Here is a 23,109-nt window from a genome sequence, read left to right as displayed (position 1 = left end):
CGCCGGCGCGTTTCAGGCCGCCAGCCTTGTCCGGTGCCGCTCGATCTGCACCCGCACCTGCGCCGGCGCGGTGCCGCCCAGCGTGTTGCGCGCATTGAGCGAGCCGCGCAGCGACAGCGCGTCGTACACGTCCTTGTCGATCGCGGGATGGAACTGCTGCAGCACGGCCAGCGGCAGCTCCGACAGGTCGCACTGGTGCGCGATGGCGGCCTTGACCGCATGCGCCACCGTCTCGTGGGCGTCGCGGAAGGGCAGGCCCTTCTTCACCAGGTAGTCGGCCAGGTCGGTCGCCGTGGCATAGCCCTTCAGCGCGGCCTGCTCCATCGCCTGCGGCTGCACCGTGATGCCCTCGATCATCTCGGCGAAGATGCGCAGCGTGTCCTTGAGCGTGTCGACGGTGTCGAACAGCGGCTCCTTGTCTTCCTGGTTGTCCTTGTTGTAGGCCAGCGGCTGGCCCTTCATCAGCGTGATCAGCCCCATCAGGTGGCCGACCACGCGGCCGGTCTTGCCGCGTGCGAGTTCCGGCACGTCCGGGTTCTTCTTCTGCGGCATGATCGACGAGCCGGTGGTGAACCGGTCCGCAATCCTGATGAAGCCGAAGTTCTGCGACATCCAGAGGATCAGTTCCTCGGAGAAGCGGCTCACGTGCACCATCACGAGCGAGGCGGCGGCGGCGAACTCGATCGCGAAGTCGCGGTCGCTCACCGCATCCAGCGAGTTCTGGCACACGCCTTCCATGCCCAGCTCGCGGGCGACCGCCTCGCGATCGAGCGGGTAGGTGGTGCCGGCCAGCGCCGCGGCGCCGAGCGGCAGCCGGTTGACGCGCCGGCGCACGTCCAGCATGCGCTCGTGGTCGCGCGCGAACATCTCCACGTAGGCCAGCATGTGGTGGCCGAAGCTCACGGGCTGCGCCACCTGCAGGTGCGTGAAGCCTGGCAGCACCACGTCGGCGTTCTTCTCCGCGATCGCGACCAGCGCCTTCTGCAGGCCGACCAGCAGGTCCGCGATCAGGTCGATCTCGGCGCGCAGCCACAGGCGCACGTCGGTGGCGACCTGGTCGTTGCGGCTGCGCCCGGTGTGCAGGCGCTTGCCGGCATCGCCCACGAGCTGCGTCAGGCGGGCCTCGATATTCAGGTGCACGTCCTCCAGATCGAGCTTCCACTCGAACCCGCCGGAGCCGATTTCGCCGCGGATCTGCTCCATGCCGCGGCGGATGTCCGCGAGGTCCGTTGCGGAAATGACACCCTGTTGCGCCAGCATCGCGGCGTGCGCCAGCGAGCCCGTGATGTCCGCCTGCCACAGCCTCTTGTCGAAGAACACGCTGGCGGTGTAGCGTTTGACGAGGTCGCTCATGGGTTCGCTGAAGAGGGCGGACCAGGCCTCGGATTTGTGATCGAGTTGGCTCATGGGAGATGCACGTAAGCGCTGGCGGATGGGCAAGGGGGTGGAGCTTCACCAATAATGGCGGCCCAGGGAGGCCTTCGTCGCCGCGCGCCGCGCGGCCCCACAGGTGATGGACGACTCGCAACTATTATCCGCGTTCCAGGAACTGGCCCGCGAACAGCAGAAGAAGCTTGCGCCGCCACCCCCGCGGCACAAGGCGATCTTCGATGCCTGCCACATCGGGGTGGTGCTGCGCGCCGTGCTGTTCGTCGAGGCGGTGATGGGCGTGGCCGCCATGTTCGGTGCCGCCAGCATCGCGCAGTGGGTGCAGCGTGCCGCGGTGCTCAGCGCCGCCGCGCTGCCCGGGGCGCTGGGCTGGCTGGTGGTCACCTGCAGCTGCAAGTGGCTGCTCGCGCGGCTGCACCCGATCGGGCAGCAGGCCTTCGGCATCACCCTGGGCACCGTCTGCGGCCTGTATGGCTGCGGGATCCTGGCGCTGGTGGTGGGGCCGGGGCAGGTGTCGTGGATCGCTTCGGCCTTCACCGGCGCCTTGCTGTCGAGCGTGATGGTGGCCGTGCTGGTGCTGCGTGCCAAGGGCAGCATGCCCGCCGAGACCACGGCGCGCCTGGCCGAACTGCAGGCGCGCATCCGGCCGCACTTCCTTTTCAACAGCCTCAACAGCGCCATCGCCCTGGTGCGCGAGGACCCGGCGAAGGCCGAGACCTTGCTCGAAGACCTGAGCGAGCTGTTTCGCCATGCCCTCGTGAGCAAGGGCGACTGGGTGACCCTCGCCGAGGAAGTGCAGGTCGCGCGCCACTACCTGGATATCGAGCAGGTGCGCTTCGGCGAGCGGCTGCGGGTGGAATGGGCGATCGACCCGCGCGCAGGCACCGCGCGCGTGCCTGCATTGTTTTTGCAGCCGTTGGTGGAGAATGCGGTCAAGCACGGCGTGGAGCCGAGTCCGAGCGGAGCGGACGTGAAGGTCACCACGCAGCGGCGTGGCAGCGTGGTCGTCATCAAGGTGACGAACACCGTGCCGGCCGGCCAGGGGCGGCGCGGGCACGGCGTGGCACAGGAGAACGTGCGCGACCGGCTGCGGCTGCTGCACGACGTGCAGGCGCAGTTCCAGACTGCGCTGATCGACGGGCTGTACCAGGTGCGGATGGAGGTCCCGGCATGAACGCCCGCCGGGCCGCGCAGAGGGCGAGCAACGAGCCGGGGCGCGCCGCGCACCGGCCAGAGTGACGGAGGTAGGCGATGGCCTTGAAGATGCTGCTGGTCGACGACGAGCCGCTGGCGCGCTCGCGCATGCGGACCCTGCTGTCGGAGTGCAAGGCGCCGCCGGCGGAGGCCGCAGCGGAAGCGGCCAACGCCGCCCAGGCGATGGAACACCTGCGCCGCCAGCAATTCGACGCGGTGCTGCTCGACATCCACATGCCCGGCGCCGACGGGCTGGCGCTGGCCCAGGTCCTGCGCACGCTGCCCGACGCGCCTGCCGTCGTCTTCGTCACCGCGTACGCGGAGCACGCGGTCAGCGCCTTCGAGCTCGAGGCGGTCGATTACCTGACCAAGCCGGTGCGACTGGAGCGGCTGGAAACGGCGCTGGCCCGGGTGGAGAAGGTGCGCCAGGGCCGGGGCAACCCGGAGCCGGAACAGGAAGTGCTGGTGATCCAGGACCGCGGCCGCACCGAGCGGGTGCCGGTGGCGGAAGTGCTCTATTTCAAGGCCGAACTCAAATACATCACGGTGCGCACGGCCACGCGCAGCTATATTCTCGATGGCTCCCTGAGCGACCTGGAGGAGCGCCACGGCACGCAGTTCCTGCGGGTGCACCGCAATGCACTGGTGTCGCGGCGGGCCGTCCGGGCCCTCGAAAAACATTACGACGCGGAAGAGGGCGAAGGCTGGGCCGTGCGGCTGAACGGGGTGGACGAATCCCTGGCGGTTTCGCGGCGGCAGCTGAGCGCGGTCCGGGAGGCATTGGCCAGCTAGAGGAGACGAGGGGCTCGTGGAGGCTATCCTGCTTTGAGTTCCGAACCGTCCGAAACCTCCGGGGCCTCCGGGCCCGCCGATCCGTCGGACGTCGACGACATCCCCCGCCTGCCGGTGGACCCGAGGGGGCCGCCGCACGTGCTGCTGCACCTGCCGGTGTCCGGCGCGCGCAGCGCCGCGCTGGGCGTACTCATGGTGCTGGCCGTCCTGGCCGTGCTGCGGCTGGCCAGCGGCTTCTTCATCCCCCTGATGCTGGGGCTGGTCTTCACCTACGCCTTGTCGCCGCTGGTGGACTGGCTGCACCGGCGCGTGCGCATCCCGCGGGCGCTGAGCGCCGCGGTGCTGATCCTGGCCATCCTCGGTGGCACCGGCGCCGCCATGTATTCGCTGGCCGACGACGCCAATGACCTGATCTCGTCGCTGCCCGATGCCGCGCGCAAGCTGCGCGACTCGATCAACCGCCACCCCAAGAAGACGGACACGGCGCTCGACACGGTGCAGAAGGCCGCGGCCGAACTGCAGAAGGCCGCGGAGGAAGCCGGTGCCAGCGGCGTCGCCGCGCCGAACCGCGGCGTGGCGCGCGTGGTGGTGGAGAAGCCGCGCTTCGACCTGCGCGAGTACCTGTGGAGCGGCACCATCGGCCTGGCCAGCCTGCTTGGCCAGGGCGTCATCGTCACCTTCCTCACCTACTTCCTGCTGATTTCGGGCGACACCTTCCGCCGCAAGCTGGTGAAGATCGCCGGCCCCGGCCTGGCGGAAAAGCGCCTGACCGTGCAGGCCCTCGACGAAATCAATGCGCAGATCCAGCGCTACCTGGTGGTGCAGTTGCTCGCCAGCGTGGGCGTGGGCCTGGCCACGGGCCTGTGCTTCGCCTGGATCGGCCTGAAGCACGCCACGGTGTGGGGCATCGCGGCGGGCGTGCTGAACCTGGTGCCTTATGTCGGCAACGTCGCCGTCACCGCGGCGGCGGCACTGGTGGCCTTCCTGCAGTTCGGCGAGATGCGCATGGCGCTGGTGGTCGCGGGCAGCTCCATGGTGATCAACACCGTCGAAGGCTACCTGCTCGTGCCCTGGGCCACCAGCAAGGCCAGCAGCATGAACCCGGTGGCGGTGTTCATCGGCGTGCTGGCCTGGGGCTGGGTCTGGGGCGTGTGGGGCCTGCTGCTCGGGATCCCGATCCTGATGGCCGTGAAGGCGGTGTGCGACCGCATCGACCACCTGAAGCCGATCGGGGAACTGCTCGGGACCTGACCTGCCTATTCCCTCCCCTCAGCCCGTGTTCCGCAGACCCGCCGCGATCCCGTTGATCGCGATGTGGATGCCGCGCCGCTCGCGCTCGTCGGCGCTGCCCTGCCGCCAGCGCCGCACCAGTTCCACCTGCAGGTGGTGCAGCGGATCGATGTACGGAAAGCGATGGCGGATCGAACGGGCCAGCGAGGGGTTGCCGGCCAGCCGCTGCTTGTCGCCGGTGATCAGCGCCAGCGCTTCCACGGTGCGCTGCCACTCCGCCTCGATCGCGCCGAAGATGCGCCGGCGCAGCCGCGCGTCCGGCACCAATTCGGCATAGCGCGAGCCGAGCGCGAGGTCGCTCTTGGCCAGCACCATGTCCATGTTGGACAGGAGCGCCTTGAAGAAGGGCCACTGGCGGTACATGCGCTGCAGCAGCGCGACCTGCTCCTTGCGCTCGCCGGTGCCGATGAAGCTCGCCACCGCGGTGCCGAAGCCGAACCAGCCATTGAGCGTCAGGCGGGCCTGGCCCCAGCTGAAGCTCCAGGGAATGGCGCGCAGGTCCTCGATGCGCTGCGAGGGCTTGCGCGAAGCGGGCCGCGAGCCGATGTTCAACTCCGTGATCTCGCGGATCGGCGTGCCGCTGAAGAAGTAGTCGACGAAGCCGGGCGTCTCGTACACCAGGCCGCGGTAGGCCTTCATGCTGGCCTGCGACAACGCCTCGGCCGCCTGCAGGAAGGCCTTGGTCGCCGGCTTGGTGGGCTGCAGCAGCGTGGCCTCCAGCGTGGCGGCCACCAGCGTTTCCAGGTTGCGCCGTCCGATCTCCGGGTTTGCGTACTTGGAGGCGATCACCTCGCCCTGTTCGGTCAGGCGGATCTGGCCGCGCACGGTGCCGGGCGGCTGCGCCAGGATGGCCTGGTAGCTCGGGCCGCCGCCGCGCCCCACGGTGCCGCCGCGGCCATGGAACAGGCGCAGCTGGATGTCATGCGAGTTCGCCAGCTCGTCGAACAGTTCCACCAGCGCGATCTCGGCGCGGTACAGCTCCCAGTTGCTGGTGAAGATGCCGCCGTCCTTGTTGCTGTCGCTGTAGCCCAGCATGATGTCCTGCTCGGCGCCCGAGCGCTGCACCATCCTGGCGACGCCCTGCAGCCCGTAGAAGGCGCGCATGATGGGTGCGGCATTGCGCAGGTCCTCGATGGTCTCGAACAGCGGCACGACGATCAGGTCCGCGGTGGCGGCGTCGTCCAGGGTGCCGCGCAGCAGGCCTACTTCCTTTTGCAGCAGCATCGCCTCCAGCAGGTCGCTGACCGCCTCGGTGTGGCTGATGATGTAGTGGCGGATCGCCTGCGGACCGAACTGCGCGCGCAGCCGCATGGCCGCCTCGAAGATCGCCAGTTCCCTGCGCGCATGCTCGCTGTAGCCGTGCCCGAGCACGCGCAGCGTGCGGGCGTCGCACAGCAGGCGCAGCAGCACCTCGCGCTTGGCCGCTTCGTCCAGCTTGCGGTAGTCCGGCGCTATGCGCGCCACTGCCAGCAGTTCGGCGACGACTTCCTCGTGCTGCTCGGAGTTCTGCCGCAGGTCCACGGTGGCAAGGTGGAAACCGAACACCTCCACCGCGCGGATCAGGGGCTTGAGCCGTTGCTGCACCAGGGCGGAGGCGTGGTGCGCCAGCAGCGAATCGCGCAGCGTGCGCAGGTCCGCGAGCAGTTCCTCCGCGCTCGCGTAGGGGTTCTGCGCCGGCAGCACGTGGCGGGCCGCATCCCCGCCGGTGGCGGCCTTCAGCGTGGCGGCCAGGCGCGCGTACATCCAGTTGACGGCGCGCCGGTAAGGCTCGTCGGTGCGATGTTCGCCGTGGTCCGGCGAGCTGTCCGCCAGCGCCTGCATGGCCGGCGTCACCTGCACCAGCAGCGCCGACATCGAGAACTCGCTTCCGAGCCAGAACAGCTCGGTGAGGTAGTGGCGCAGCGCCACCTCGCACTGGCGGCGCAGCGCGTAATCCAGCGTGTCCGCCGTCACGTTCGGGTTGCCGTCGCGGTCGCCGCCGATCCACTGCCCCATGCGCAGGAAGCTCGCGACGGGATGCGTCTGCCCGAGCTCCTGTTCCAGCTGCCCATACAGCTTCGGGATCTCGCGCAGGAAGGTCGCTTCGTAGTAACTGAGCGAGGTCTCGATCTCGTCGGCGACCGTCAGCTTCGTGAAGCGCAGCAGCCGCGTCTGCCACAGTTGCAGCACGCGCGCCCGCATCTGCGCCTCGTTGGCGGCCAGCTCGCGCGGCGCCAGCGCGTCGCGCGGCAGGGCGCGGGCGCGGATCTCGTCGCGCTCCGTCAGCAGGCGGGCGAGGTCGCGTTCGGCATCGAGGATGCTCTTGCGCTGGACTTCCGTCGGGTGCGCCGTGAGCACGGGCGACAGGTAGCTGTGGGCCAGGGCCTGCGCCACGGCGCGCGGCTGGATGCCGGCCCAGCGCAGCCGCGCCAGCGCCACCTCGATGCTGCCCTCCTGCGTGTCGCCGGCGCGTTCGTGCACCTGGCGGCGGCGGATGTGGTGGCGGTCCTCCGCCAGGTTGGCCAGGTGGCTGAAATAGGTGAAGGCGCGGATCACGCGCACCGCCTCCTCGCCCGAGAGCGACTTCAGCAGCGACTTCAGCTCGCGGTCGGCGGCCTGGTCGGCGTGGCGGCGGAAGGAGACCGACAGCTTGCGGATGCGTTCGACGAGCTCGAAGGTGGCCACGCCCTCCTGCTCGCGGATCACGTCGCCCAGGATGCGGCCCAGCAGCCGGATGTCCTCCACCAACGGTCGTTCGTTTTCCTTGGCGCGCCGGACGGGCGGCTGCTCGGTGGGGGGCATGGCGACTCTCGTTTCTGGGAAGCCGGGGGATGCTAGCATCGACCTTCCCCATCGAAGACAAGCAGGTTACGAAGTGAGCCAGTTCACCATCGCGACGCGCGAAAGCCGGCTCGCCCTCTGGCAGGCCGAACACGTGAAGGCCTTGCTGGAGCAGCGCGGGCACCAGGTCGGCTTGCTGGGCATGACGACCAAGGGCGACCAGATCCTCGACCGCTCCCTCTCCAAGGTGGGGGGCAAGGGCCTGTTCGTGAAGGAACTGGAAGTGGCCCTGGAGGAAGGGCGCGCCGACCTCGCCGTCCACTCGCTCAAGGACGTGCCCATGGACCTGCCGGAGGGCTTCGCGCTGGCCTGCGTCATGGAGCGCGAGGATCCGCGCGATGCCTTCGTCTCCAACAAGTACGGCAAGCTCTCCGAGCTGCCGCAGGGCGCCGTGGTCGGCACCTCGAGCCTGCGCCGCGTGGTGCTGCTGCGGGCGCTGCGACCGGACCTGAAGATCGAGCCGCTGCGCGGCAACCTCGATACGCGCCTGCGCAAGCTCGACGACGGCCAGTACGACGCGATCGTCCTGGCTGCCGCCGGCCTCAAGCGCCTGGGCCTGGGCCCGCGCATCCGCGACATCTTCGAGACCAGCGACATGCTGCCCGCCGCGGGGCAGGGCGCTCTGGGCATCGAGACGCGCTCGGAGCGGCCCGACGTGGCTGCCGCCTTGTCGGAACTGGCGCACCAGACCACCTGGCTGTGCGTAGCCGCCGAACGCGCCGTCAGCCGCGCGATGGGGGGAAGCTGCTCGATGCCGCTGGCCGCCCACGCGACGCTCGAGGGCGAATACCTGCAACTGCGCGCTGCCTGGGGCGACCCCGACCAGGCCGGCGCGCTGGTCACCGCGCGCGGCGCGGAGATCGTGGCCGACCTGGCCGAAGCCGCGAAGCTCGGCGAGGAAGTGGCCGCCAAGCTGCGCGCCGGCGGCGCCCACTGACGTCTCCCATGCGGGTGGTGCTGACCCGGCCACGGCAGGAGGCCGAGCGCTGGGCCGCGCGGCTGCACGCGCGGGGCCATGAAGCGCTGGTGCTGCCCCTCCTGGCCATCGTCGCGCCGCAGGACCTGCAGCCGCTGCGTGCAGCGGCCGCCGCCCTCGCCCGCTATGCCGCCGTGATGTTCGTGAGCGCCAATGCGGTGCAGGGCCTGCTCGCCGTGGCGCCGGCCTTCGAAGGTCCGCGCGCGTGGGCCCCTGGCCTGGCGACGCGCGACGCGCTGCGGGGCGCCGGCGTGCCGGCCGAACGCATCGACACGCCGGCGGCCGACGCCGAACAGTTCGATTCCGAAAGCCTCTGGCGCGAAGTGGGCGGGCAGCTGCAGCCCGGCGACCGTCTGCTGCTGGTGCGCGGCGGCGACAGCGAAGGCCGCAGCCAGGGCCGCGACTGGCTCGCGCAGCAGCTGGCCGCGCGCGGCGTCGCCGTCGATACCGTCGTGGCGTACCTCCGGCAGTGCCCCTCGTGGAGCGAAGAAGAGCAGGGGTGCGCACGGCGCGCGGCCGGCGACGGATCGCCGTGGCTCTTCAGCAGCTCGGAGGCCGTGGGCAACCTCGCCACGCTCCTGCCCGGCCAGTCCTGGGCCGGCGCCCGCGCCATCGCGACGCATCCGCGCATCGCCCAGGCGGTGCGTGCGCTGGGCTTCGGCACCGTGCGCGAATCGCGCCCGGCGTTCGATGAGGTGGTGGCCTCGATAGAATTGCTCGGATGAGTTCGCTGCCTCCCGCGCCCCCGCCCGAGCTGCCCCCCGTGCTGCCGGCGCAGGTCCCGGTGACGCACCTGCCGCCGCCGGAGCCGCGCGCCTCCGGGCTGGCGCGCGCGACCCTGTTCGCGCTGGCGCTGATCGCCGCCGCCGCACTGCTGTCCAGCGTGATGCTGTGGCAGCGCCTCTCCGCCATCCAGGAACAGCTCGCGCGCCAGAGCGCCGATACCGGTGCCAACGCGATCGAGGCGCGGGCGCTCGCGCGCCAGGCGCAGGACGTCGCGCGCGACACCGCCGCGCGCCAGGTGGTGCTCGAGTCGCGCCTGACGGAAGTCGCCCTGCAACGCACGCAGCTCGAGGAGCTGATGCAGAGCCTCTCGCGCTCGCGCGACGAGAACCTGGTGGTGGACGTGGAATCGGCGCTGCGCCTTGCGCAGCAGCAGACCCAGCTGACCGGCAGCCCCGAGCCGCTGCTGGCGGCGCTGCGCACCGCGGACCAGCGCCTCGAGCGCGCCGCCCAACCGCGGCTGGCCCGCCTGCGCGCATCGATCGCCCGCGACATCGAGCGCATCCGCTCGGCGACCGTGACCGACGTGCCCGGCCTGCTGGCGCGCGTGGACGACATCGTGCGCCAGGTCGACGACCTGCCGGTGGCCAATGCGGTGCCGGCGCGGGCGCTGACGGAATCGCCCCGCCGCGGCAGCTCGCCCGCCGGTGCGGTGTGGTGGGAGCGCCTGCGCGATGCGGTGCTGGACGACGCCCGTTCCCTGGTGCGCGTGAGCCGCATCGACCAGCCCGAAGCCATGCTGCTGGCCCCCGAGCAGGCCTTCTTCCTGCGCGAGAACCTCAAGCTCAAGCTGCTGAACGTGCGCCTGTCGCTGCTGGCGCGCCAGAACGATGCCGCCCGCAACGACGTTGCCGCGGCCACCGGGGCGCTGCACAAGTACTTCGATCCGGCGTCGCGCCGCACCCAGGCCGTCGCCACGCAACTGCAGCAGGTGCAGGCGCAGGTGCGGTCGGCGGAGCTGCCGCGCATCGACGAGACGCTGGCCGCGCTCGTGACGGCGGGCGCGGGGAAGTAGATGCGCGCCGCGCTCTGGCTCCTGGCGCTGTTCGGCATCGCGGTGGCGGTGGCGCTGTTCGCGGGCAACAACCAGGGTTCGGTCACGCTGTTCTGGCCGCCGTACCGCATCGACCTCTCGCTGAACCTGGTGCTGCTGCTGCTGGTGGCCGCGTTCTTCGTCGTCTACACGGCGATCCGCGCGCTGTCGGCGCTGTTCGACCTGCCGCAGCAGGCGCTGCGCTGGCGCACCCAGCAGAAGGAGCGGGCGATGCACGCGTCGCTGCTCGATTCGCTCTCGCACCTGCTGGCCGGGCGCTACATCCGCGCGCGCAAGTCCGCCGAGGCGGTGCTGGAGCAGGAAGGCTCGCTCACCACCTCCGGCCACAGGCCGGCGAACGCGGCGCAGCTGCGGGCGATCGCGCACGTGCTGGCCGCCGAATCCGCCCAGGCCCTGCAGGACCGCGCCGCGCGCGAGGAGCACCTGCGCCAGGCGCTGGAGCAGGCCTCCGCGCGCGATGCGCAGGAGACGCGCGACGGCGCATTGCTGCGGGCCGCGCGCTGGGCACTGGAAGACCGCGATCCGGACACCGCGATGAAGGTGCTGCAGGGCCTGCCGCAGGGCGCGGCGCGCCGCACGCTGGCCCTGCGCACGCGTCTGCGCGCCTCGCGCCAGGCCGGCCAGCCGCTCGAGGCGCTCGAGACGGCGCGGCTGCTGTCCAAGCACCACGCGTTCTCGGAGGTCGCGGCCGCCAGCATCCTGCGCGGGCTGGCCATCGACCTGCTCAATGGCGCGTACGACCTCGCGCAGCTCCAGCGCGCCTGGGCTTGCCTGGAGCCCGGCGAACGGCTGATGCCGGAGGTGGCGATCCATGCCGCGCAGCGGCTGATGGCGCTGCGCGGCGATCCACGGGTCGCGCGCGAATGGCTGCTGCCGGTGTGGGAAGCGCAGGCGGAGCTGGGTGAGAACCTGCGCGTCAAGCTGGTGTGCGCGCTGGAGGAGGGCCTGGACTCGATCGACGGGGCCTGGCTGGCGCGCATCGAGGCGGCGCAGAAGGCGCACCCGCGCGACGCCACGCTGCAGTACCTGGCCGGCATGGCGTGCATGAAGCGCCAGCTGTGGGGCAAGGCGCAGCAGCTGCTCACGCAATCGGCGCTGGGCCTGCACGACGGCGCGCTGCACCGCAACGCCTGGCGCGCGCTCGCCGCCCTGGCGGAGCAGCGGGAAGACGCATCGGCGGCGGCGCTGGCGTGGAAGAAGGCGGCGGGGGACGTGTAGGGGGCGGGCGTCGTCATTGCCGCGCAGGGGGAATGATCGTCGTCATTCCCGCGCAGGCGGGAATCCAGTGGGCCCGCGCGCGGGCCCACCCCGGACGCCCTGGGTCCCGCCTTCGCGGGGATGACGGAAGAAAGACAAAGGGCGCCGCGAGGCGCCCTTTCTGCGTCTGCCGCGTCGCTCAGAACGGCAACTGCAGGTTCCGCAGGTCGCGCCTGGTCTCCACCAGCACCAGCGGGCCTTCGTCCGACTCCGTCACCGGCGGCCGCTCGCGCGGCACGTGCACCGGCTTGGGCTCGGCGGCCATCGCGGCCTGGGCGGCGGCGATCTTCCCGGCGTCCGACATCACCCACTGCAGGCCGGAGCCCTGCGCCACGTTCATCAGGTCGTCGACCGGCAGCTGGAACGGCTGCACGCGCGGCACACTGTCGGCGTGGATCGCCTCCAGCGTCGCCGTGGCGGGCGGGCGGGGCTGCTGCACCGGCGCGCTCGCGTGCTGCTCCTGCGGCATCGGCGCGTGCCCGGCGAACACCTCCGCTTCGGCCGGAGAGACTTCGGCGCCGGCGGCGACGATCGTCTCGTCGGCCGCGCGCTCGCCGCGTTCGCCACGCTGGCGATCGCGCCCGTAGCGGTCGCGCGAGCGGCGCTCGCGGCGTTCACCGTCGTCGCCCTCGACGGGACGCGCCTCGTCGAAGTGCGTGTGCGACTCGAGCACCGGATCGGCCTGCGGCGGCCGTTGCAGGTCGCCCGACTCGGTCACCTCGCCGACCGAACCGGCAGCACCGGCCAGCGCATCGGCCGGCGTGTTGCCGGACGCCGCTTCGGCGGGTGCGCCTTCGCGCGGGCCGCGCTCGCGGCGATCCCCCCGGTCCCGGCGGCGGCCTTCGCCGCGCTCACCGCGCTCGCCGCGCGGCGGCCGGTCCTCGCGCTGCTCCGGCGTGCCGCCTTCGGCCACCGCTTCCAGCGGCAGCTGCGCTTCTTCTTCCGGACGGCCGCGTCCTTCGGCCACATCGCGCTCCTCGCGCTGCTGGCGCTCGGATTCGCGGCGCTGGCGCGCCTCGTGGCGCTCGCGGCTTTCACGCGGCTCGCGGTCGTCGCGCTGTTCGCGGCCTTCCCGCGGTTCGCGCGCCTCACGCGGCTCGCGCGCTTCGCGGGGCTCGCGCGCCTCACGTGCTTCGCGGGCTTCCCGCGGTTCGCGCTGTTCCCGGCCTTCGCGGGCCTCGCGCGGCTCGCGCCCCTCACGTGCTTCGCGCGGCTCGCGTCCTTCACGTGCTTCGCGCGGCTCACGGCCTTCGCGCGGCTCGCGTCCCTCGCGTTGCTCGCGCGCTTCGCGCCCTTCGCCCCGGCCACCTCGGTCGCGGCGGCCGTCGCGCTGTTCGCGGCCCTGCTGGCCTTCGCCACGCTGCTGGCCTTCGGCGCGTTGCCCGCTGCCTTCGGTACCTTCCGCCACCGCGCGCTCGCGGCGCGGCTCGCCGTCGCGGCGGCGATCGCGGCCACCGCGCTCGCCACGGCCTTCACCGCGGCGGCCGTCGCGGCGCTCGCCGCGGCCTTCGCCACGCTTTTCTTCCTTCTTCGCCTCGGGCACCGGGGCGGCCGCGGCGGCCGGCACCGGTTCGGCCACCGGGGCGAGGCCCAGCACGCTCTTGAACCAGGAGAAGAATCCCTTCTCGGCCGGCGCGGCTTGCGGCGCCACCGGAGCCGCCGCAACGGGGACGGCAGGGGCTGGCGCCGGTGCGGCCTTGGCCACCGGCTCGGGGGCGGCGGGGCGGGGCACCGGCATCGGCGCCGGCGCGTCGGGCAGCACGCCCTTGATCATCGGCTCCTGCTTGTTGGTGCGCTCGTGCGAGCGGCGCGTGACCTGCGTGGTCTCGTCGAAGTCCTCGGCCATGTGGTAGCTGGCCTTGAGGTTGTCGAGACGCGGGTCGTCGTGCTTCAGGCGCTCGAGCCGGTAGTTCGGCGTCTCGAGCGTCTTGTTCGGGATCATCAGGACGCTGATCTTCTGCTTCAGCTCGATCTTCGCGATCTCGGTCCGCTTCTCGTTCAGCAGGAAGGAAGCGACTTCCACCGGCACCTGCACCTGCACCGCGGCGGTGCTGTCCTTCATGGACTCTTCCTGGATGATGCGCAGGATCTGCAGCGCCGAGCTTTCCGTGTCGCGGATGTGGCCGTGGCCGCCGCAGCGCGGGCAGGGGATGGACGCGCCTTCGGACAGGGCCGGGCGCAGGCGCTGGCGGCTCATCTCCATCAGGCCGAACTTCGAGATCGAGCCGAACTGCACGCGGGCGCGGTCCTGCCGCAGGGCGTCGCGCAGGCGGTTCTCCACTTCGCGCCGGTTCTTCGACTCTTCCATGTCGATGAAGTCGATCACGATCAGGCCCCCCAGGTCGCGCAGGCGCATCTGGCGGGCGACCTCATCGGCAGCTTCCAGGTTGGTGCGGGTGGCGGTCTCCTCGATGTCGCCGCCCTTGATGGCGCGGGCCGAGTTGACGTCGATCGAGACCAGCGCTTCCGTGTGGTCGATCACCACGACGCCGCCGGAGGGCAGCTTGACCTCGCGGGCATAGGCCGACTCGATCTGGTGCTCGATCTGGAACCGGCTGAACAGCGGGGCGTCATCGCGGTAGCGCTTCACGCGCGCGGCATGCTCGGGCATGACGTGCGACATGAACTGGTGCGCCTGCTCGAAAATGTCGTCGGTATCGATCAGGATGTCGCCGATGTCGCTGTTGAAGTAGTCGCGGATCGCGCGGATCACCAGGCTCGATTCCTGGTAGATCAGGAAGGCGCCCTTGCCGCCCTTGGCCGCGCCTTCGACGGCGCTCCACAGCTTCAGCAGGTAGTTCAGGTCCCACTGGAGTTCGGGCGCGCTGCGGCCGATGCCGGCCGTGCGGGCGATGATGGACATCCCGTTCGGGTACTCCAGCTGGTCCATCGCCTCCTTGAGTTCGGCCCGGTCGTCGCCCTCGATGCGGCGGCTCACGCCACCGCCGCGCGGGTTGTTCGGCATCAGGACCACGTAGCGGCCCGCCAGCGAAATGAAGGTGGTCAGCGCGGCGCCCTTGTTGCCGCGCTCTTCCTTCTCGACCTGGACCAGCAGTTCCTGGCCTTCGCGGATCACCTCGTTGATGCGGGCCTGCGAGGGCGACACGCCGGGCGCGAAGTACTGCTTGGAGATTTCCTTGAACGGCAGGAAGCCGTGCCTGTCCTCGCCGTAGTCGACGAAACAGGCTTCGAGCGACGGCTCCACGCGCGTCACGACGGCCTTGTAGATGTTGCCCTTGCGCTGCTCGCGCCCTTCGATCTCGATTTCGTAGTCGAGGAGCTTCTGCCCGTCGACGATGGCCAGCCGGCGTTCTTCGGCCTGGGTGGCATTGATCAGCATCCGCTTCATTAGCGTCACCTTTTGTTCTTGGACACACCGCGCCCGGGGAAGGGCGCGAACTTCGGTGCCGGAACGACGCTTCGAAACGGACGGGAATGGCCGGTGTGCGACAGGACTTGCCGGAGCTCGCTAGCTCAGCAACCTACGCAAGGGCACAGGGATGGGGGCGAGCCGATGATGGCGCTGCACCGCAGGGGCTGCGGTGGGGATGATGCCGACGAGGGGCCACGGTGCTCGCATGGCGGGCGCGGGCAGCAGCCAGCGCCAGAAAACCATGAGGAGCACCATCAGCACCGCGTTGTCTCGCTTTGATCCGTCCGCCAGCGCCTTGCTGGCGGACTTGTTATTCCGTTCAGTGTTTCGAAGAGCCGGACCATGCCGGCGCCGAGCGCGCGCTCTGGAGGGCGAAAGACCCTGGAAATGCGTGCGTCGGTGCCGGCGGCATCGACCTGCCAGTGCTGCGATGGTGTGGGCGTGGACTAAACTGCCAGCCAAATCAACCACTTACAGCGTAACCCTGGTGAAACCGATTATAGGGGGCGGCTCGCCCCCTGCAAGCGCCGAGGTCCAATTTCTGACAGTCGGGGAGGAGTCCGCCGGTCAACGACTGGATAATTTCCTGATCCGGGTCCTCAAGGGCGTGCCGAAGACGCATGTGTACCGGATCATCCGCTCCGGCGAGGTGCGGGTGAACAAGGGCCGTGCTTCGGCCGATGCGCGGGTGGCGCTGGGCGACGTGGTGCGGCTGCCGCCCGTGCGCCGGTCCGAAGCCGCCGCCGCGAAGGCGGAGAAGCCGGCGCCGCCGCGCGAGTTCCCCCTCCTGTTCGAAGACGAACACCTGCTGGCGATCGACAAGCCGGCCGGGGTGGCGGTGCATGGGGGCAGCGGCGTGAGCTTCGGCGTGATCGAACAGCTGAGGCAGGCCCGGCCCGCGTCGAAATTCCTCGAACTGGTGCACCGGCTGGACCGCGAGACTTCCGGCATCCTGCTGGTGGCCAAGAAGCGTTCGGCCCTCACCCGGCTGCAGGACCAGTTCCGCGAGCGCGAGACCGGCAAGACCTACCTGGCCCTGGTGGCCGGCGCCTGGCCCGCCAACCGCAAGGTGATCGACCAGCCGCTGCACAAGTACCTGCAGGGCGACGGCGAGCGGCGCGTGCGCGTCGTCGCCAAGGACGACCCGGACGGCATGCGATCCATCACCCTGGTCAAGGTGGCCCAGCGGTTTTCACTCCCTCCCCCTCTGGCGGAGGGCGGAGGTGGGGGCGCTCCCGCCGCCAGGGAAGCCACCCTCCTCGAAGTCACCATCAAGACCGGCCGCACCCACCAGATCCGCGTCCACCTCGCCTCCGCCGGCCACCCGATCCTGGGCGACGACAAGTACGGCGACTTCGACCTGAACAAGGCGCTGGTCCGCCAGGGCCTCAGGCGCATGTTCCTGCATGCGTGGCGGTTACAGTTCGATCATCCCGCCACCGGCGAACGCGTCTCGCTGCAGGCGCCGCTGCCGGCCGAACTGCAGAAATTCACCGACCATGCCCGCATCCCGCCCCCGCCAGTACGACCTGATCGCCTTTGACTGGGACGGCACGCTGTTCGACTCCACCAAGATCATCGTCCGCTGCATCCAGCAGGCGGTGGCCGACGTCGGCGGCGCCGTCCCCAGCGAGCGCGATGCCGCCTACGTGATCGGCATGGGGCTGATGGAGGCCCTGGCCCACGCCGCGCCCGACGTGCCCCGCGAACGCTATGCGGAGCTCGGGGCCAACTACCGCAAGCACTACCTGGTGCACCAGGACGACATCACGCTGTTCGACGGCGTCCTGCCGATGCTGGCCGAACTGCGCGAGCGGCAGCACCGGCTTGCGGTGGCCACCGGCAAGTCGCGCCGGGGCCTCGACGAGGCCCTGCGGTCCGCGCAGCTCGCCGGCGTGTTCGACGGCTCCCGCACCGCGGACGAGACGGCCGGCAAGCCGGATCCCTGCATGCTGATCGAGCTGATGCAGGAGTTCGGCACCGAGCCGGAACGCACGCTGATGATCGGCGACACCACCCACGACCTGCAGATGGCGCTGAATGCCGGCTGCGCCAGCGTCGGCGTGAGCTACGGCGCCCATCCCACCGACGATTTCGAGGCGCTCGGTCCCCGGGCGGTGGTGCATTCCGTGCGCGAACTGCACGAGTGGCTGCTGCACCATGCCTGACGCCGCCGACGCCAGCCGCGTCCCCCTGTGCAACTCGCGGGACCTGGTGGACGGCGGAGTGGCCGTGCCCTTCGACGTCGTCTACGGCGGCCAGACCTGCCGCGCCTTCGCCATCCGCTTCCAGGGCCGGGTGCACGCCTACCTGAATCGCTGCACGCACGTCGCGATGGAGATGGACTGGCAGCCGGACCGCTTCTTCGACGACAGCGGCCGCTGGCTGCTGTGCGGCACCCACGGCGCCGTGTACCAGCCCGATACCGGTGCGTGCGCCAGCGGCCCGTGCCGCGGCGGCCTGGTGCGCATCGCGCTCACCGAGAGCGACGGCGTGGTGCACTGGCATACTGCCTTCAACCTGCAACCGGTCTCCTTCTAAATGAACAACGAATCCGACCTGCCGCCGTCGAATGCGCCTTCGGCCGGCGCGCCCGCCTCCCCGGTGGTTCGCGCGGAAGGGGCCCCGGGCTGGGAGCGCAGCACCATGGAGAAGCTGCTGTTCGCCACCATCGAGGAGCAGAAGGCGCAGCGCCGCTGGCGCACCTTCGTGCGGCTGGCGTGGCTGGCGTTCTTCATCTTCCTGATCTGGTCGCTCACGTACAAGGGCACGCCCGGAGCCGACAAGACCACGCCGCACACCGCGGTGATCGAGATCGACGGCGAGATCGGCCCCAAGAGCGAAGCGAGCGCGGAGTTCATCGTCGCGGCGGCCAAGGCCGCCTTCGAGGATGCCGGCGCCCAGGGCGTGGTGCTCCTGATCAACTCCCCCGGTGGCAGCCCGGTGCAGGCGGGCATCATCAACGACGAACTGCGCCGGCTCAAGGCCAGGTACAAGAAGCCGCTGTACGCCGTCGTCGAGGAGTCGTGCGCCTCGGCGGCCTATTACATCGCCGTCTCGGCCGACCGCATCTTCGTCGACAAGGCCAGCATGGTCGGCAGCATCGGCGTGCTGATGGAGGGCTTCGGCTTCGTGGGGCTGATGGACAAGCTGGGCGTCGAGCGCCGGCTGCTCACGGCCGGCGAGAACAAGGGCTTCCTCGATCCCTTCAGCCCGCAGACCCCGCGGCAGAAGGACCACGCGCAGCAAATGCTGAACGTGGTGCACCGCCAGTTCATCGACGTGGTGCGCACGGGCCGGGGCCAGCGCCTGAAGGAAACGCCGGAGCTGTTCAGCGGCCTGTTCTGGACCGGCCAGCAGGCGATCGACCTCGGCCTCGCCGACCAGTTGGGCAACCTGGACTACGTGGCCCGCGAAGTGATCAAGGCCGAAGAACTGGTGGACTACACGCGCCACGAGAACGTGGCGGAGAAGCTGGCCAAGCGCTTCGGTGCGGCGATTGGTGAAGGGGCGGTGAAGGCGATGCGGACGCTGCCGGCGCTGCGTTGACTCGCCAGACGGTCAACTCCCGCCAGGCCGTCATCCCCCGCCAGGCCGTCATCCCCCGCTAGGCCGTCATCCCCGCGCAGGCGGGGATCCAGAACCGCGCGCAGCGCGGCCGCGCTTCATCGGGAGCCCTGGATTCCCGCCTTCGCGGGAATGACGGATGCGGGGCGACGGCGGACGCTCACGGCCCGATCGCGAACACCGCCGGGGTGTCGTTCCTGACCGGCGACGGCCGCTGCTTCCACGCCGCCGCGCTCGCACTGCGGCAACTCGCCTCGGGCAAGGTCAAGCCCGTCCCGACCGCCAGCCGCGTCTGCGGCTTCAGGGTCTGCAACAGCGCCTGCCACACCGCCTCGTTGCGGTACGGCGTCTCGATGAACAACTGGGTCTGGCCGGTGCGCCAGGCCAGCGCCTCCAGTTCGCGCAGGCGCTGCGCCCGCGCTGGGGCATCCTGCGGCAGGTAACCCACGAACGCGAAGTCCTGGCCGTTGAGGCCGCTGGCCGCCAGGGTCAGCAGCAGCGACACCGGCCCGACCAGCGGCACCACCTCGATCCCGAGCTCGTGCGCGGCCCGCACCACCGACGAGCCCGGGTCGGCCACGGCCGGCATGCCGGCTTCGCTCAGCAGGCCCATGTCCTCGCCTGCGGCGGCCGCCTGCAGCAGGGGACGGGCATCGAAGGACGAGGGCTTGTGGTCGCCCTTCTTGTGCACCTGGCGCGGCAGCTCCGTGATGCGCTGCTGCTGCAGTGGCAGCGCTAGCGGCTGCACTTCGCCGACGCGCTTGAGGTAGGCGCGTGCGCTCTTGGCGTTCTCGCAGATCCAGTGGGACAGCCGCGCCGCGACCGCCAGCGTGCCCGCCGGCAGCACCTCGCCGAGCGCGACCGTCTGTTCGCAGCCGAAGTCCAGCGGCGCCGGAACGAGGTAGAGCCGGCCCGGCATCAGAACACGCGCAGGCCCGCGGCGCGCAGCATGCGGGAGGTGCGGATCAGCGGCAGGCCGATGAGCGCCGTCGGATCGTCGCTCTCGATCGCGTCGAGCAGGGCGATGCCCGCGCCTTCGCTGCGCGCGCTGCCGGCGCAGTCGTACGGCTGTTCCGCCCGCAGGTAGGCCTCGATCTCGGCGGCGTCCAGTGCGCGAAAGCGCACCTTCACCGGGGCAAGGTCATGCTGCGCGAAGCCGCTCTCGTGGCAGACCACGCTCAGTGCGGTGTGGAAGATGACGGTGCGGCCGCTCATCCGGCGCAGCTGCGCGGTCGCGTTCGCATGGTTGCCGGGCTTGCCCAGCGGCTCTCCGTCCAGGTCGGCAACCTGGTCGGAGCCGATCACGATCGCGGCGGGGTGCCGCCGAGCGACGGCAGCGGCCTTGGCCGCAGCCAGGCGGCGCGCCAGCGGCCCAGGCGCTTCCTCGCCCAGCGGCGTTTCGTCCACCTCCGGCGGCTCGACGCTGAACGGCAGGCGCAGCCGTGCCAGCAGCTCCCGGCGGTACGCCGACGTCGATCCGAGGACGAGCGGACGGGTGAACGGGGCCGCGGCAGGCAGTGTCATGGACCCGATTCTCTTACACTGAATTCATGGCCAAGGATTTCGACCCGCATCGCCTGGACGTCCGCCGCTTCGCCGAGGAGGGCGGCGAGATCGACGCCAGCGAGCACCTGCGCAGCTTCCGCAGGCTGGTCGCCGAGACGGACGACGGCGCCGATCTCGCCCGCAACGTGCGCTGGCAGGCGCGCGGCGAACTGCTCAATCCCGGCCACCTGCAGCCCCAGGTGTGGGTGCACCTGGAGGCCGACGCGACCTTGCCGCTGGTCTGCCAGCGCTGCCTCACGCCCGTGGACGTGCCGCTGCAGGTGCGCCGTGCCTTCCGCTTCGTCGCCGACGAAGCCACGGCGGCGGCCGAAGACGACGAGTCCGAGGAAGACCTGCTCGCCTTGAGCCGCAGCTTCGACCTGGTGGAACTGGTGGAAGACGAACTGCTCATGGAGCTGCCCGTCGCCCCGCGCCACGAGGTCTGCCCGCAGCCCGTGAAAATGTCGGCGGTGGACGTGGACTTCGAGGCGGCGGAGGCGGAAAAGGAGCATCCGTTCGCCCTCCTGGGCCGCCTCAAACCCGGCAAGTAGCGGAGCTGCCATCTTGGGCTATAATTGCGGGCTTCGCGCCAGAAGGCTTCGGCATTTGCCTGCCGGGGCAGCAGCGCCGGTCGCCTTGCAGGCAGGGCCGGTGCGCCCAGCGCGCCTCGTCAACCAACGCAACCCGCTGCCGCCGTCATGCACTGGCTGCGGCACAGAAATTCCAGGAGCCCGCCATGGCCGTCCAGCAAAACAAGAAGTCGCCTTCCAAGCGCGGCATGCACCGTTCGCACAACGCGCTCACCGTGCCGGGCATCGCGGTGGAGCCCACCACCGGCGAAACCCACCTGCGCCACCACATCAGCCCCACCGGCTTCTACCGTGGCCGCAAGGTGCTGAAGACCAAGAACGACGCCTGATCGCCCCGTACGCCAACAGGCCCGGTTTGCTGTGGCAGACCGGGCTTTTTTCTTGTGCGATCCTGTTCCGTCCAAGGGGCCGTCCGAAGGCCCTACAGTTGAGGCCATGACGACCACGCTGGCAGTCGATTGCATGGGGGGCGACCACGGCCCCCGCGTCACGCTGGTCGCGTGCCGCCATTTCCTGGAGGCCCACCCGGAGGCCCAGCTGTTGCTGGTGGGCGCCCCGGCCGCGCTCGCGCCGCTGCAGCACCCGCGCGCCCGCGTCGTGGCCGCCACCGAGGTGGTGGCCATGGACGATGCCGTCGAGATCGCCCTGCGCAAGAAGAAGGATTCGTCTATGCGCGTGGCGATCCAGCAGGTGAAGGAAGGCCAGGCCCAGGCGGCCGTCTCGGCCGGCAACACCGGCGCCCTGATGGCGCTGGCGCGCTACCTGCTCAAGACGGTCGAAGGCATCGATCGTCCGGCCATCGCCTCCGGCCTGCCGAACGCGAAGGGCGGCGCGACCACCGTGCTGGATCTCGGCGCCAACGTCGATTGCACCGAGCAGCACCTGCTGCAGTTCGCCGTGCTGGGTTCGGCGCTGGTGTCGGCGCTGACGGAGGACGAGAACCCCTCGGTGGGCCTCCTGAACATCGGCGAGGAAGCGATCAAGGGCAGCGAGATGATCAAGAAGGCCGGCGAGCTGCTGCGCGCCGCCGGCAGTGCAGGCGACCTCAATTTCTTCGGCAACGTCGAAGGCAACGACATCTTCAAGGGCACGACCGACATCGTGGTGTGCGACGGCTTCGTCGGCAACGTGATGCTCAAGACGAGCGAAGGCCTGGCGTCGATGGTCGGCGGCTTCCTGAAGCAGGAATTCGCGCGCACGCCGCTCACGAAGCTGGCGGCGGTGGCGGCCTATCCCGTGCTCGCCGCCTTCAAGAAGCGCGTCGACCACCGCCGCTACAACGGCGCGGCGCTGATGGGGCTGCGCGGCCTCGTCTTCAAGAGCCACGGGTCGGCGGACGAGCTCGCATTCGAGCAAGCCCTCATCCGAGCTTATGATGCGGCCCGGCACAACTTGCTGGACCGGGTCCAGGCGCGCATCGCGCATGCCCGCCCGCTGCTGGTCGGCGCCGACGAACCGGCGCAGGCGCAGCCGCAACCGGTCACAACCTACTAGAAATGACCCGACATTCCCGGATTGCGGGGACCGGCAGCTACCTGCCCCCGAAGCGCGTCACCAACGCGGACCTGGCGCAGCAGCTGGCCGCCCGCGGCCTCGAGACCTCCGACACGTGGATCGTGGAGCGCACCGGCATCCGCGCGCGCCACTTCGCCGAGCCCGACGTGCCCAGCAGCGACCTGGCCCTGCATGCGGCGCGCCAGGCGCTGGAGTCCGCCGGCCGCAAGGCCTCGGAGATCGACCTGATCATCGTCGCCACGTCCACGCCGGACATGGTGTTCCCCTCCACCGCGACCATCCTGCAGAACAAGCTGGGTGTCGCCGGCTGCCCCGCGTTCGACGTGCAGGCGGTCTGCAGCGGCTTCGTCTATGCGCTCACCGTCGCGGATTCCCTGATCCGCACCGGCACGGCGAAGTGCGCGCTGGTGATCGGCGCCGAAGTGTTCTCGCGCATCCTCGATTTCGACGACCGCACGACCTGCGTGCTGTTCGGCGACGGCGCCGGCGCCGTGGTGCTGGAAGCGTCGGAGACGCCCGGCATCCTGGCCACCGACCTGCATGCCGACGGCAAGCACGTGGAGATCCTGTGCGTGCCCGGCGGCGTGTCCGGCGGCAAGGTGCACGGCAACCCGCTGCTGCGCATGGACGGCCAGGCCGTCTTCAAGCTCGCCGTGGGCGTGCTGGAGGAAGCGGCGCGCGCCACGCTCGCCAAGGCCGGCAAGACCGAGGCCGACATCGACTGGCTGATCCCGCACCAGGCCAACATCCGGATCATGATGGGGACCGCGCGCAAGCTGAAGATGTCGCAGGACAAGGTGATCGTCACCGTCGACGAGCACGGCAACACCTCGGCGGCGTCGATCCCGCTCGCGCTCGACGTGGCGGTGCGCACGGGCAAGGTGAAGAAGGGTGACACGTTGATGCTCGAGGGCGTCGGCGGCGGTTTCACCTGGGGCGCGGTGCTGCTGGACTTCTGAAGGGA

20 protein-coding genes are annotated in these 23,109 nt (G+C 70.5%); 15 read left to right on the top strand and 5 right to left on the bottom strand.

The window, feature by feature from the left end; all coding sequences use genetic code 11:
* Window positions 1-12: 12 nt before the first annotated feature.
* Window positions 13-1,407: an argininosuccinate lyase gene (gene argH, locus JI746_RS13460; protein WP_201690129.1), complete on the bottom strand. Its 1,395-nt coding sequence runs from the start codon at window positions 1,405-1,407 to the stop codon at window positions 13-15.
* Window positions 1,408-1,513: 106 nt separating this feature from the next.
* Here argH and JI746_RS13455 point away from each other — a divergent pair, with 106 nt between their 5' ends.
* The 3 genes from JI746_RS13455 to JI746_RS13445 all read left to right on the top strand — a co-directional run bounded on the left by JI746_RS13455 (window position 1,514) and on the right by JI746_RS13445 (window position 4,626).
* Complete coding sequence (locus tag JI746_RS13455; protein ID WP_201690128.1) at window positions 1,514-2,563, top strand: sensor histidine kinase; 1,050 nt, start codon at window positions 1,514-1,516, stop codon at window positions 2,561-2,563.
* 77 nt (window positions 2,564-2,640) lie between these two features.
* Window positions 2,641-3,375, top strand: a complete 735-nt coding sequence (locus JI746_RS13450; RefSeq protein WP_201690127.1) for a LytR/AlgR family response regulator transcription factor — start codon at window positions 2,641-2,643, stop codon at window positions 3,373-3,375.
* A gap of 33 nt (window positions 3,376-3,408) precedes the next feature.
* Complete coding sequence (locus tag JI746_RS13445; RefSeq protein ID WP_236599822.1) at window positions 3,409-4,626, top strand: AI-2E family transporter; 1,218 nt, start codon at window positions 3,409-3,411, stop codon at window positions 4,624-4,626.
* An 18-nt stretch (window positions 4,627-4,644) separates the two neighbouring features.
* On the opposite strand, the gene ppc is transcribed toward JI746_RS13445, so the two are convergent.
* On the bottom strand, window positions 4,645-7,446 hold the full coding sequence (gene ppc / locus JI746_RS13440) for a phosphoenolpyruvate carboxylase (protein WP_201690125.1): 2,802 nt from the start codon (window positions 7,444-7,446) through the stop codon (window positions 4,645-4,647).
* Between the two features lie 73 nt (window positions 7,447-7,519).
* Between ppc and hemC the strand changes: the two genes are divergently transcribed.
* The 4 genes from hemC to JI746_RS13420 are packed head-to-tail and all read left to right on the top strand — an operon-like array spanning window position 7,520 to window position 11,516.
* On the top strand, window positions 7,520-8,422 hold the full coding sequence (gene hemC / locus JI746_RS13435; protein ID WP_330892999.1) for a hydroxymethylbilane synthase: 903 nt from the start codon (window positions 7,520-7,522) through the stop codon (window positions 8,420-8,422).
* Between the two features lie 8 nt (window positions 8,423-8,430).
* A complete protein-coding gene (locus JI746_RS13430) occupies window positions 8,431-9,186 on the top strand; it encodes a uroporphyrinogen-III synthase (RefSeq protein ID WP_201690123.1) in 756 nt (251 codons plus the stop codon).
* Window positions 9,183-10,259: a uroporphyrinogen-III C-methyltransferase gene (locus tag JI746_RS13425; RefSeq protein WP_201690122.1), complete on the top strand. Its 1,077-nt coding sequence runs from the start codon at window positions 9,183-9,185 to the stop codon at window positions 10,257-10,259. Before JI746_RS13430 ends, JI746_RS13425 begins: the two co-directional genes overlap by 4 nt.
* Complete coding sequence (locus tag JI746_RS13420) at window positions 10,260-11,516, top strand: heme biosynthesis HemY N-terminal domain-containing protein (protein WP_201690121.1); 1,257 nt, start codon at window positions 10,260-10,262, stop codon at window positions 11,514-11,516. It begins immediately after the preceding gene.
* A 178-nt stretch (window positions 11,517-11,694) separates the two neighbouring features.
* Here JI746_RS13420 and JI746_RS13415 read toward each other — a convergent pair whose 3' ends face one another.
* Window positions 11,695-14,904, bottom strand: a complete 3,210-nt coding sequence (locus JI746_RS13415) for an Rne/Rng family ribonuclease (RefSeq protein ID WP_201690120.1) — start codon at window positions 14,902-14,904, stop codon at window positions 11,695-11,697.
* A 511-nt stretch (window positions 14,905-15,415) separates the two neighbouring features.
* Here JI746_RS13415 and JI746_RS13410 point away from each other — a divergent pair.
* Genes JI746_RS13410 through JI746_RS13395 form a run of 4 tightly spaced genes read left to right on the top strand, consistent with a single transcriptional unit; the run spans window position 15,416 to window position 18,477 of the window.
* Window positions 15,416-16,471 (top strand): RluA family pseudouridine synthase, encoded by a 1,056-nt coding sequence (locus JI746_RS13410; RefSeq protein ID WP_330892998.1) that lies wholly within the window; start codon window positions 15,416-15,418, stop codon window positions 16,469-16,471.
* Window positions 16,428-17,096: an HAD family hydrolase gene (locus tag JI746_RS13405; RefSeq protein ID WP_201690119.1), complete on the top strand. Its 669-nt coding sequence runs from the start codon at window positions 16,428-16,430 to the stop codon at window positions 17,094-17,096. Before JI746_RS13410 ends, JI746_RS13405 begins: the two co-directional genes overlap by 44 nt.
* Entirely contained in the window at window positions 17,089-17,469 is a 381-nt protein-coding gene (locus JI746_RS13400; RefSeq protein ID WP_201690118.1) for a Rieske (2Fe-2S) protein, read from the top strand. The genes JI746_RS13405 and JI746_RS13400 overlap by 8 nt, the downstream gene beginning before the upstream one ends.
* Window positions 17,470-18,477, top strand: coding sequence for a S49 family peptidase (locus JI746_RS13395; protein ID WP_201690117.1), 1,008 nt, complete (start codon window positions 17,470-17,472; stop codon window positions 18,475-18,477).
* A gap of 178 nt (window positions 18,478-18,655) precedes the next feature.
* Here JI746_RS13395 and JI746_RS13390 read toward each other — a convergent pair whose 3' ends face one another.
* Together JI746_RS13390 and JI746_RS13385 are read right to left on the bottom strand one after the other, a co-directional pair.
* Complete coding sequence (locus JI746_RS13390; RefSeq protein WP_201690116.1) at window positions 18,656-19,414, bottom strand: SAM-dependent methyltransferase; 759 nt, start codon at window positions 19,412-19,414, stop codon at window positions 18,656-18,658.
* Entirely contained in the window at window positions 19,414-20,019 is a 606-nt protein-coding gene (locus tag JI746_RS13385; RefSeq protein WP_201690115.1) for a Maf family nucleotide pyrophosphatase, read from the bottom strand. Before JI746_RS13385 ends, JI746_RS13390 begins: the two co-directional genes overlap by 1 nt.
* A 26-nt stretch (window positions 20,020-20,045) precedes the next feature.
* Here JI746_RS13385 and JI746_RS13380 point away from each other — a divergent pair, with 26 nt between their 5' ends.
* The 4 genes from JI746_RS13380 to JI746_RS13365 all read left to right on the top strand — a co-directional run bounded on the left by JI746_RS13380 (window position 20,046) and on the right by JI746_RS13365 (window position 23,104).
* Entirely contained in the window at window positions 20,046-20,591 is a 546-nt protein-coding gene (locus tag JI746_RS13380) for a YceD family protein (RefSeq protein WP_201690114.1), read from the top strand.
* A 185-nt stretch (window positions 20,592-20,776) separates the two neighbouring features.
* Window positions 20,777-20,959, top strand: a complete 183-nt coding sequence (gene rpmF, locus JI746_RS13375) for a 50S ribosomal protein L32 (RefSeq protein WP_027101192.1) — start codon at window positions 20,777-20,779, stop codon at window positions 20,957-20,959.
* Between the two features lie 106 nt (window positions 20,960-21,065).
* Window positions 21,066-22,124 (top strand): phosphate acyltransferase PlsX, encoded by a 1,059-nt coding sequence (plsX, locus tag JI746_RS13370; RefSeq protein WP_201690113.1) that lies wholly within the window; start codon window positions 21,066-21,068, stop codon window positions 22,122-22,124.
* A gap of 2 nt (window positions 22,125-22,126) precedes the next feature.
* Window positions 22,127-23,104: a beta-ketoacyl-ACP synthase III gene (locus JI746_RS13365; protein ID WP_201690112.1), complete on the top strand. Its 978-nt coding sequence runs from the start codon at window positions 22,127-22,129 to the stop codon at window positions 23,102-23,104.
* The last annotated feature ends 5 nt before the right edge of the window (window positions 23,105-23,109 follow it).

This window comes from Ramlibacter alkalitolerans (genome assembly GCF_016722765.1).
Classification (GTDB): domain Bacteria; phylum Pseudomonadota; class Gammaproteobacteria; order Burkholderiales; family Burkholderiaceae_C; genus Ramlibacter; species Ramlibacter alkalitolerans.
This window is presented reverse-complemented; position numbering and strand designations above follow the sequence as displayed.

What these genes read in the sequence shown, in the direction of transcription:
- ppc (WP_201690125.1), bottom strand. Translation starts at nt 7,446, where the DNA reads ATGCCCCCCACCGAGCAGCCGCCCGTCCGGCGCGCCAAGGAAAACGAA.
- argH (WP_201690129.1), bottom strand. Translation starts at nt 1,407, where the DNA reads ATGAGCCAACTCGATCACAAATCCGAGGCCTGGTCCGCCCTCTTCAGC.
- JI746_RS13380 (WP_201690114.1), top strand. Translation starts at nt 20,046, where the DNA reads ATGGCCAAGGATTTCGACCCGCATCGCCTGGACGTCCGCCGCTTCGCC.
- plsX (WP_201690113.1), top strand. Translation starts at nt 21,066, where the DNA reads ATGACGACCACGCTGGCAGTCGATTGCATGGGGGGCGACCACGGCCCC.
- JI746_RS13450 (WP_201690127.1), top strand. Translation starts at nt 2,641, where the DNA reads ATGGCCTTGAAGATGCTGCTGGTCGACGACGAGCCGCTGGCGCGCTCG.
- JI746_RS13405 (WP_201690119.1), top strand. Translation starts at nt 16,428, where the DNA reads ATGCCCGCATCCCGCCCCCGCCAGTACGACCTGATCGCCTTTGACTGG.
- JI746_RS13425 (WP_201690122.1), top strand. Translation starts at nt 9,183, where the DNA reads ATGAGTTCGCTGCCTCCCGCGCCCCCGCCCGAGCTGCCCCCCGTGCTG.
- JI746_RS13420 (WP_201690121.1), top strand. Translation starts at nt 10,260, where the DNA reads ATGCGCGCCGCGCTCTGGCTCCTGGCGCTGTTCGGCATCGCGGTGGCG.
- JI746_RS13365 (WP_201690112.1), top strand. Translation starts at nt 22,127, where the DNA reads ATGACCCGACATTCCCGGATTGCGGGGACCGGCAGCTACCTGCCCCCG.
- JI746_RS13430 (WP_201690123.1), top strand. Translation starts at nt 8,431, where the DNA reads ATGCGGGTGGTGCTGACCCGGCCACGGCAGGAGGCCGAGCGCTGGGCC.
- rpmF (WP_027101192.1), top strand. Translation starts at nt 20,777, where the DNA reads ATGGCCGTCCAGCAAAACAAGAAGTCGCCTTCCAAGCGCGGCATGCAC.
- JI746_RS13385 (WP_201690115.1), bottom strand. Translation starts at nt 20,019, where the DNA reads ATGACACTGCCTGCCGCGGCCCCGTTCACCCGTCCGCTCGTCCTCGGA.
- JI746_RS13415 (WP_201690120.1), bottom strand. Translation starts at nt 14,904, where the DNA reads ATGAAGCGGATGCTGATCAATGCCACCCAGGCCGAAGAACGCCGGCTG.
- JI746_RS13390 (WP_201690116.1), bottom strand. Translation starts at nt 19,414, where the DNA reads ATGCCGGGCCGGCTCTACCTCGTTCCGGCGCCGCTGGACTTCGGCTGC.
- JI746_RS13395 (WP_201690117.1), top strand. Translation starts at nt 17,470, where the DNA reads ATGAACAACGAATCCGACCTGCCGCCGTCGAATGCGCCTTCGGCCGGC.
- JI746_RS13455 (WP_201690128.1), top strand. Translation starts at nt 1,514, where the DNA reads ATGGACGACTCGCAACTATTATCCGCGTTCCAGGAACTGGCCCGCGAA.
- JI746_RS13400 (WP_201690118.1), top strand. Translation starts at nt 17,089, where the DNA reads ATGCCTGACGCCGCCGACGCCAGCCGCGTCCCCCTGTGCAACTCGCGG.